This window comes from Stenotrophomonas sp. STK17_22, from assembly GCF_051983905.1.
GTDB classification, from domain to species: domain Bacteria; phylum Pseudomonadota; class Gammaproteobacteria; order Xanthomonadales; family Xanthomonadaceae; genus Stenotrophomonas; species Stenotrophomonas maltophilia_A.
The window spans coordinates 1,285,659-1,294,726 of the sequence record NZ_CP197010.1 but is presented as its reverse complement, the minus strand read 5'-3'; the positions used below and the strand labels follow the sequence as shown (position 1 = coordinate 1,294,726).

General features: G+C 66.1%; 9 protein-coding genes. 5 read left to right on the top strand and 4 right to left on the bottom strand.

The genetic code is table 11. The annotated features are described in order from the left end of the window. Window positions 1–124: 124 nt before the first annotated feature. The 3 genes from cgtA to rplU form a co-directional block, all read right to left on the bottom strand. Window positions 125–1,177, bottom strand: coding sequence for an Obg family GTPase CgtA (gene cgtA, locus ACSYS9_RS05890; RefSeq protein ID WP_032127584.1), 1,053 nt, complete (start codon window positions 1,175–1,177; stop codon window positions 125–127). 177 nt (window positions 1,178–1,354) lie between these two features. Next, a complete protein-coding gene (gene rpmA / locus ACSYS9_RS05885; RefSeq protein WP_005415704.1) occupies window positions 1,355–1,618 on the bottom strand; it encodes a 50S ribosomal protein L27 in 264 nt (87 codons plus the stop codon). 18 nt (window positions 1,619–1,636) lie between these two features. Further along, window positions 1,637–1,945 carry a 50S ribosomal protein L21 gene (rplU, locus tag ACSYS9_RS05880; protein WP_005408557.1) on the bottom strand — a complete coding sequence of 103 codons (309 nt, stop codon included), beginning with the start codon at window positions 1,943–1,945 and terminating at the stop codon, window positions 1,637–1,639. A 339-nt stretch (window positions 1,946–2,284) separates the two neighbouring features. Here rplU and uvrA point away from each other — a divergent pair, with 339 nt between their 5' ends. From uvrA to ACSYS9_RS05865, 3 genes are all read left to right on the top strand, one after another. Next, window positions 2,285–5,287 (top strand): excinuclease ABC subunit UvrA, encoded by a 3,003-nt coding sequence (uvrA, locus tag ACSYS9_RS05875; protein ID WP_071227743.1) that lies wholly within the window; start codon window positions 2,285–2,287, stop codon window positions 5,285–5,287. Further along, the gene (locus tag ACSYS9_RS05870; protein WP_053449117.1) at window positions 5,287–5,694 is read left to right on the top strand and encodes an acyl-CoA thioesterase; all 408 of its coding nucleotides are present in this window, start codon (window positions 5,287–5,289) and stop codon (window positions 5,692–5,694) included. Before uvrA ends, ACSYS9_RS05870 begins: the two co-directional genes overlap by 1 nt. Before the next feature lie 98 nt (window positions 5,695–5,792). Continuing rightward, window positions 5,793–6,518 carry an enolase gene (locus ACSYS9_RS05865; RefSeq protein WP_071227744.1) on the top strand — a complete coding sequence of 242 codons (726 nt, stop codon included), beginning with the start codon at window positions 5,793–5,795 and terminating at the stop codon, window positions 6,516–6,518. 240 nt (window positions 6,519–6,758) lie between these two features. On the opposite strand, the gene ACSYS9_RS05860 is transcribed toward ACSYS9_RS05865, so the two are convergent. After that, window positions 6,759–7,205 (bottom strand): copper chaperone PCu(A)C, encoded by a 447-nt coding sequence (locus ACSYS9_RS05860; RefSeq protein ID WP_071227745.1) that lies wholly within the window; start codon window positions 7,203–7,205, stop codon window positions 6,759–6,761. A gap of 34 nt (window positions 7,206–7,239) precedes the next feature. On the opposite strand from ACSYS9_RS05860, the gene ACSYS9_RS05855 reads away from it, so the two are divergent. Together ACSYS9_RS05855 and tesB are read left to right on the top strand one after the other, a co-directional pair. Beyond that, window positions 7,240–8,016 carry an enoyl-CoA hydratase/isomerase family protein gene (locus tag ACSYS9_RS05855; RefSeq protein WP_071227746.1) on the top strand — a complete coding sequence of 259 codons (777 nt, stop codon included), beginning with the start codon at window positions 7,240–7,242 and terminating at the stop codon, window positions 8,014–8,016. Between the two features lie 127 nt (window positions 8,017–8,143). Further along, entirely contained in the window at window positions 8,144–9,064 is a 921-nt protein-coding gene (gene tesB, locus ACSYS9_RS05850; protein WP_004148214.1) for an acyl-CoA thioesterase II, read from the top strand. The last annotated feature ends 4 nt before the right edge of the window (window positions 9,065–9,068 follow it).

The window sequence follows — 9,068 nt, the reverse complement described above, 5'->3', positions numbered from 1 at the left end:
CCACGCGATCCGGTAGTGCCGGCCGCTGGCCGGCAACCCCGAGGAATGCCGGCCAGCGGCCGGCACTAATGGAAAATGAAAAACCCGGCCGAAGCCGGGTTTTTCGCATGGAACCACAACAGCATTACTGCGCGTTGCGGGCTTCCAGCTCGTCTTCCTTCTGGCGATCGAAGAAGGCCATGATCCGGCTCATGATCGGGAAAGTACCTTCGCGGCCCAGCGCGGAGACCAGGAACCACGGCTCCTTCCAGCCCAGCTCGGCAACGATCTGTTCGGCCGCAGCCTTCGCTTCGTCTTCGAACATCAGGTCGGCCTTGTTCAGCACCAGCCAGCGCGGCTTCTGCAGCAGCTCCGGATCATGCTTTTCCAGTTCGCGCTCGATCGCGCGCACCTGCTCGACCGGGGAAATGCCTTCCACACCGCCTTCCATCGGCGAGATGTCCACCAGGTGCAGCAGCAGGCGGGTGCGCTGCAGGTGGCGCAGGAACTGCGCACCCAGGCCGGCACCGTCGGCAGCGCCTTCGATCAGGCCGGGAATGTCGGCAATCACGAAGCTGCGGTAGTTCTCCACCTTCACCACACCCAGGTTCGGGTACAGCGTGGTGAACGGGTAATCGGCCACCTTCGGCGTCGCCGCCGAAACGGCACGGATCAGGGTGCTCTTGCCAGCGTTGGGGAAGCCCAGCAGGCCGACGTCGGCCAGCAGCTTCAGCTCCAGCTTCAGCGTGCGCTCTTCGCCCGGCTCGCCCGGCAGCGCCTGGCGCGGCGAGCGGTTGGTCGAGCTCTTGAAGTGCATGTTGCCCAGGCCACCACGACCGCCCTGCGCCACCAGCAGGCGATCACCATGCTGGGTCAGGTCGCCGATGATTTCATCGGTGGCGACGTTGATCACCACGGTGCCGACCGGCACGGTGATGGTCAGGTCTTCGCCGCCCTTGCCATAGGCCTGGCGGCCCATGCCGTTCTCGCCACGCTGCGCCTTGAAGATGCGGTCATGGCGGAAGTCGACCAAGGTGTTCAGGTTTTCGTCGGCGCGGATGTACACGCTGCCGCCCGCACCGCCGTCGCCGCCGTCCGGGCCGCCGAGCGGAATGAACTTCTCGCGACGGAAGCCAATGCAGCCGTTGCCGCCGTTGCCGGCGAACACTTCGATTTCTGCTTCGTCTACCAGTTTCATTGTTTCGATGCCTGCGATGGGCGCGGCCTGCCTGCCGTCGCCTTGAATGTTATGCCAGCCGCTGGCCGGCACCCCGGCCTGGCCGGTCTTGCTTTCACTCTAACGAAAAGCCCCGCCGAAGCGGGGCTCTTCATGCAGCACCCCCATGCCGAGGCACGGGTGCCGGCGATGCCTGGATCAGGCGTCGGCCGAGACGATGCTGACGGTGCGACGCTTCTTGGCGCCCTTGACCGAGAACTCCACCTTGCCGTCCACGAGGGCGAACAGGGTGTGGTCACGGCCCAGGCCAACGCCCGAACCCGGGTGGAACTGGGTGCCGCGCTGACGCACGATGATGTTGCCGGCTTCGATGGCCTGGCCGCCGAAGATCTTGACGCCCAGGTACTTCGGGTTGGAGTCGCGACCGTTGCGCGAGGAGCCTACGCCCTTTTTATGTGCCATGACTGCTTCTCCTGATGCTTAGCCGGCGATGCCGGTGATCTCGATTTCGGTGTAGTACTGACGGTGACCCTGACGCTTCATGTGGTGCTTGCGGCGACGGAACTTGATGATCCGGACCTTGTCAGCACGACCCTGGGACAGGACCTTGGCGGTGACGGCAGCGCCCTTCAGCGCATCGCCCAGCTTCACGCCGTCGCTGTCACCCAGCATCAGGATGTTGTCAAACTTGATCTCGCTGCCGACTTCGACTTCGAGCTTTTCAATGCGGAGCTTTTCGCCCTGCGCCACGCGGTATTGCTTACCGCCGGTGACCAGTACTGCGTACATGACCAGGCCTTCCTCTGTAGTTATTGTGGTCTGAGCTGCCGCCATCGAGGGCGGACAGGAGCGGAATTGTACGCAGATCAGCGGGCGCGGGTCAAGTCAACCCCTGAACGGCCTGGAGACCGGGCCCTGTAGAGCCGGGCCATGCTCGGCTGAACGGTTCGGGGTCCCGGCAGCCGAGCATGGCTCGGCTCTGCACAAAGCTGTCGGCCGGTCTCATCAGGTGAGACATCGGGCTGGCATTGTCGCCCATTGCCCCCATCTGGTCACCTCGGTAGGCTGACCGATTGCCGTTCCCCGCTGGCCCGGCACCCAGCCAACGCCCCCACAACCGGATCCCCCATGGCGATGGATTTCATCCGCATCCGCGGCGCGCGGACGCACAATCTGAAGAACCTCGACCTCGACCTGCCCCGCGACAAGCTGATCGTGATCACCGGCCTGTCCGGTTCGGGCAAGTCCTCGCTGGCGTTCGACACCATCTATGCAGAAGGCCAGCGCCGCTACGTCGAGTCGCTGTCGGCCTATGCGCGCCAGTTCCTGAGCGTGATGGAAAAGCCGGACCTGGACCACATCGAAGGCCTGTCCCCGGCCATCTCGATCGAGCAGAAGTCGACCTCGCACAACCCGCGCTCGACGGTCGGCACCATCACCGAGATCTACGACTACCTGCGCCTGCTGTACGCCCGCGTCGGCACACCGCGCTGCCCGGACCACGGCTACCCGCTGGAAGCGCAGACGGTCAGCCAGATGGTCGACCAGGTGCTGACGCTGGACCCGGAACAGCGCTACATGCTGCTGGCGCCGGTCATCCGCGACCGCAAGGGCGAACACGCACAGGTGTTCGACCAGCTGCGTGCGCAGGGCTTCGTGCGTGTGCGCGTGGACGGCGAGCTGTATGAAATCGATGCGGTGCCGCCGCTGGCGCTGCGCCAGAAGCACACCATCGAGGCGGTGATCGACCGCTTCCGCCCGCGCGAGGACATCAAGCAACGCCTGGCCGAGAGCTTCGAGACCGCACTGAAGCTGGGCGATGGCATGGCCTCGGTGCAGAGCCTGGACACCGCCGACGCCACGCCGGCACTGTTCTCCTCCAAGTACTCCTGCCCGGTGTGCGACTACTCGCTGCCGGAGCTGGAACCGCGCCTGTTCTCGTTCAACGCACCGATGGGCGCCTGCCCCGGCTGCGATGGCCTGGGCATCGCCGAGTTCTTCGACCCCTCGCGCGTGGTGGTGCATCCGGAGCTGTCGCTGGCCGCCGGTGCGGTGCGCGGCTGGGACCGCCGCAACGCCTACTATTTCCAGCTGATCGCCTCGCTGGCCAAGCACTACAAGTTCGACGTGGATGCCGCGTGGAATTCGCTGCCGGCCAAGGTGCAGCAGGCCGTGCTGTACGGCAGCGGCGACGAGACGATCACCTTCACCTACTTCACCGAAGCTGGCGGCCGCACCCAGCGCAAGCACCGCTTCGAGGGCATCATTCCCAACCTCGAACGCCGCTACAAGGAAACCGAGTCGCCTGCGGTGCGCGAGGAGCTGTCCAAGTACATCAGCGAACAGCCGTGCCCGGAATGCAATGGCGCGCGCCTGAACAAGGCAGCACGCAACGTGTTCGTGGCCGATCGCCCGCTGCCGGAGCTGGTGGTGCTGCCGATCGACGAGGCACTGAAGTTCTTCAGTGAACTGAGCCTGCCGGGCTGGCGTGGCGAGATCGCCGCGAAGATCGTCAAGGAGATTGGCGAACGCCTCGGCTTCCTGGTCGATGTTGGCCTCGATTACCTGACCCTGGAGCGCAAGGCCGACACCCTGTCCGGTGGCGAGGCGCAGCGCATCCGCCTGGCCAGCCAGATCGGCGCCGGCCTGGTCGGCGTGATGTACGTGCTCGACGAGCCGTCGATCGGCCTGCACCAGCGCGACAACGAACGCCTGCTCGGCACCCTCACCCGCCTGCGTGACCTGGGCAATACGGTGATCGTGGTCGAACATGACGAGGATGCGATCCGGCTGGCCGACTACGTGCTGGACATCGGCCCGGGCGCGGGCGTGCACGGCGGCGAGATCGTCGGCCAGGGCACCCTGCAGGACATCCTGGAGGCACCGCGTTCGCTGACCGGCCAGTACCTGTCGGGCAAGCGCGCGATCGAGATTCCGGCGCGCCGGCACACGCCGAACCCGAAGATGACCCTGCACCTGCGCGGGGCGACCGGCAACAACCTGAAGGGCGTGGACCTGGCGATTCCGTCGGGCCTGCTGACCTGCGTGACCGGCGTGTCCGGCTCGGGCAAGTCGACCCTGATCAACGACACCCTGTTCTCGCTGGCCGCCAACGAGATCAACGGCGCCTCGCACCCGATCGCTCCGTACAAGGAGATCGATGGCCTGGACCTGTTCGACAAGGTGGTGGACATCGACCAGTCGCCGATCGGCCGCACCCCGCGTTCGAACCCGGCTACCTACACCGGCCTGTTCACGCCGCTGCGCGAACTGTTCGCACAGGTGCCCGAAGCGCGTGCACGCGGCTATTCGCCGGGCCGCTTCAGCTTCAACGTGCGCGGCGGCCGCTGCGAAGCCTGCCAGGGTGACGGTCTGATCAAGGTCGAGATGCACTTCCTGCCGGACGTGTACGTGCCCTGCGACGTCTGCCATGGCAAGCGCTACAACCGCGAGACGCTTGAGATCCTGTACAAGGGCTTCAACATCAACGACGTGCTGGAAATGACCGTCGAGGATGCGCTGAAGCTGTTCGAACCGGTGCCGTCGATTGCGCGCAAGCTGGAAACACTGGTCGACGTCGGCCTGAGCTACATCAAGCTGGGCCAGAGCGCGACCACGCTTTCCGGTGGTGAAGCGCAGCGCGTGAAGCTGTCCAAGGAACTGTCGCGCCGCGATACCGGCCGCACCCTGTACATCCTCGACGAGCCGACCACCGGCCTGCACTTCCACGACATCGAAGCGCTGCTGGGCGTGCTGCACAAGCTGCGCGACGAAGGCAACACGGTGGTAGTGATCGAGCACAACCTGGACGTGATCAAGACCGCGGACTGGATCGTTGATCTGGGTCCGGAAGGCGGCCATCGCGGCGGCACCATCCTGGTCACCGGCACGCCGGAAGACGTGGCGGCCTGCCCGCAGTCGTACACCGGCCAGTTCCTTGCGCGCATGCTGCCGTCCACCCACGCGCGCCCGGAGCAGCCGGCCGCCGTGGCGAACAAGCCCGGCGCCCGCCCGCCGCGCAAGGTGAAGCCTGAAAAGGCCGAGAAGCCGGCGAAGAAGGCCGTGGCTGCCAAGAGCACCGGCAAGACCAGCAAGACCGCCACTGCCAGCAAGAAGAAAAAGGACGCCTGATGAGCAGCGAACACAAGATCCTGGCTCGCATCCCGATCAGCGTGCGCTGGCGTGACATGGACAGCATGGGCCATGTGAACAACGCCAAGTACATCTCCTACCTGGAAGAAGCGCGCGTGCGCTGGATGCTGGGCGTGGACGGTGTGTCGATGACCGACCGCATCGCACCGGTGGTGGCCGCGACCAACGTCAACTACCGGCTGCCGATCGTGTGGCCCAACGACATCCTGGTCGAGCTGTTCGTCGAGCGCCTGGGCAACAGCAGCGTGACCATCGGCCACCGCATCGTCGACCAGCAGGACGAATCGAAGCTCTATTCGGACGGCAACGTGGTGGTGGTCTGGATGGACACCCAGACCGGCAAGAGCGCACCGCTGCCTGAGGCGATCCGCAACGCGTCGACCTGACGCGCCTGTGGTAGTGCCGGCCGCTGGCCGGCAACCTCCAGATGTATCGCGGATGCCGGCCAGCGGCCGGCACTACCGATCCAATTCAAAGGACTGACATGATCCACCAGACTGAACTGCGCGACCTGCTGCCCGGCATGGTCCCCTTCCCCACCGACGTCTTTCCCGCCGACCAGGCCTGGCTCGGCCAGCACCTGCTGCCGCTGCTGAAGATCGACCTGGGCGTGCTGCGCCCGGAACTGGCCGGCCAGGTGGCAACGATGCTGTGCCCGATCGAGCCGTATGACGGCTGCATCGGCGAGACCACAGAAGAACACCACAACGATTTCACCGGCACCAACTGGATCGCCTTCGAACTGACCGCCGGCAACGAGATGCGTTTCCTCGGCAACGCGGGCTATTTCATCGGTGATGCGGTGCAGGACAAGGATGCGCAGGAACACATCGCGCAGATGCGCGAGAGCTACGCCAAGGCCCGCGATTACCATGCCACGCATGGCCGTCTCGCCTGCTACTCGCGCTATGGCAAGGGTGAAGCCAGCGAGCGCGATTATCTGGATACGCTGGGCGGCCCCATCGGTTTCGGCAACTGGACCGAAACCGCAGAGATTCCCGCGGCATTCGAGTTGGGTTTCACCGAAGCTGCCGATGACCCCAACGCTGCGGACGATGCCGAAACAGTGATCATCACCCGCAATGGCAACAAATTCTTCGCCGTGGCCGACGTGGCCGGCTACAACTGGTGCGCCACCGGTGCCGATGCGATCGTGATGCTGTACGAGCCGGAAAGCCGCACGGTGCTGTTCTCGTACGACTGGACGTAAGCCCCTGGTAGTGCCGGCCGCTGGCCGGCATTTCGCGTCCTGCCGGCCAGCGGCCGGCACTACCGGATATTGCGGTCGCGCCGAGCGTCCTCGACGCTACGGCAGCCATCCCAATCGTCGCTTCATCCGTAGAGTCGAGCTTGCTCGACTGCTGCTGGCCGGAGCCGTCGAGCAAGCTCGACGCTACGACGGCCATCCCAACCCCTTGCGTCAGCAGCAGCGTGCCGTTTCCCCGCGCGCTTACGGCGCGGCCTTGCGCACCACCAACGTCGCGCTCGCTTCGCCACCGCCTTCCAGCTGCAGCCGCAACGGCAGCGCCTGCCCTTCCTTCAACGCGCCTTTGCCCTGCATCAGCATCAGATGCAGGCCACCGGGCTTGAGCTCGGCGCGTGCGCCCGGTGCCAGCGGCAGACGCTCGATCGCGCGCATCCGGCTGCCCCCATCGACGATCGTGGTTTCGTGCAGCGACACATCGCCGAAGCCACTGCTGATTGCGCCAGTGATCGCCACCGCCTTGCTGCAGCCGTTGTGGATCACGCCGTAGCCGGCGGTCATCGGCATCGCCGGGTTCGGCGGCAGCCGCGCCCAGCCCTGCTCCACCGTGACGCAGTCCGGTTCCGCCGCCGAGACCGATGCTGCGGCCGCACACAGAACCAACAGTACGCCAACGAATGGTTTGGTTATCATCGCCCAGGTTCCTTCTTCGCAACGAGACCGCAGCATGACGACGCTCATCGAGGTGATCAACCATGGCCCCATCCGCGAACTGCGCCTGGCGCGGCCGCCGGTCAACGCACTGGACACCGAACTGTGCCGGCAGTTGATCCATGCCATCGAGCTGGCCATGGCCGAAGACGCGCACGGCATCGTGCTGTCAGGCAGCGAGCGCATCTTCACCGGCGGTATGGACGTGCCGCACCTGCTCTCGCATGGTGATGACAAGCACAAGTTGTTGGACACCTGGAACGCCTTCTTTGGCGCCGTGCGCACGCTGGCCGAGAGCCGCATCCCGGTGGTCGCGGCGATCACCGGCCACGCACCGGCGGGCGGCTGCGTGCTGGCCCTGTGCTGCGACTACCGGGTGATGGCGCGCAGCGCCGATCCGTCGCGGCCGTATGCCATCGGCCTGAACGAAGTGCAGGTGGGCCTGATCGCGCCGGAGGGCATCCAGCGCCTGCTGCGCCGTGCAGTGGGCGTGCACCGCGCGGGCGTCCTGCTGACCACCGGTTCGCTGGTACCGGCCGAACAGGCGCTGCAGATCGGCCTGGTGGATGAGCTGGCCGATGGCGATCTGGTGGTGGCGCGTGCCGTGGCCTGGCTGCAGAACCTGCTCAAGCAGCCGCGCCAGCCGATGCTGCTGACCCGTGCGATTGCCCGCGCGGACCTGCACGTTGCGCTGCAGCCGGACCTGATCCAGCTCGACCGCTTCGTCGAGGCCTGGTTCGCCCCGGATGCGCAGAATGCCCTGCAGGCGCTGGTCGCCCGGTTGGGCAAGTAACCGGTAGTGCCGGCCGCTGGCCGGCAACCGCAGGTGCCCCAGGAGGATCATGAGGTTGCCGGCCAGCGGCCGGCACTACCAATGATGGACTGGCCTGCAACGGTATAATCGGGGCCTCTTCATTGCTGTGGCCGCCCCCTTGAACGACACGCCCGAACCCGTCGTCTCCGAGCTGATCGACCTGCTCACCCTGGAGCGGCTGGAGGACAACCTGTTCCGCGGGCAGAGCCGCGACATCGGCACCAAGTACGTGTTCGGCGGCCAGGTGCTGGGCCAGGCGCTGGCTGCGGCGCAGGCCACGGTCGACAACGGGCGCCACGTGCACTCGCTGCACGCCTACTTCCTGCGCGCCGGCAACATCGACCACCCGATCGTCTACGACGTGGACCGTACCCGCGACGGCGGCAGTTTCTCGGTGCGCCGCGTCACTGCGATCCAGCACGGCAAGGTGATCTTCTTCTGCGCGGCCTCGTTCCAGCAGGCCGAGACCGGCGCCGAGCACCAGCACAAGATGCCCGAAGTGCCGCAGCCGGAAGACATCGAACCGAACCGCCCGCTGCCGGCCGAAGTGCTGGAGCGGCTGCCGATCAAGGTGCAGCGCTGGCTGTCGCGCGGTGGCCCGTTCGAGTTCCGCCACGTCTACCCGCGCGATGAACTCAATCCGCCCAAGCGCCCCCCGTACCACCAGGTGTGGCTGCGCCTGAGCGAGCCGGTCGGCGATGCCCCGGAGCTGCACCAGGCGCTGCTGGCCTACGCCTCCGACTTCCACCTGCTGGGCACGGCGACGTTCCCGCATGGCATCAGCTACTACCACCCGCACGTGCAGATGGCCTCGCTCGACCACGCGATCTGGTTCCACCGCCCGTTCCGTGCCGACGACTGGCTGCTGTACTCGCTGGACAGCCCCAGCGCGCAGGATTCGCGCGGCCTGGCCCGCGGCCAGTTCTTCACCCGCAATGGCGTGCTGGTGGCCAGCACCGCGCAGGAAGGCCTGATCCGCGTCGTTCCCGACCAGGCAGCAGCGGCCGCCGTGCCGGCCAAGGATTGATCCG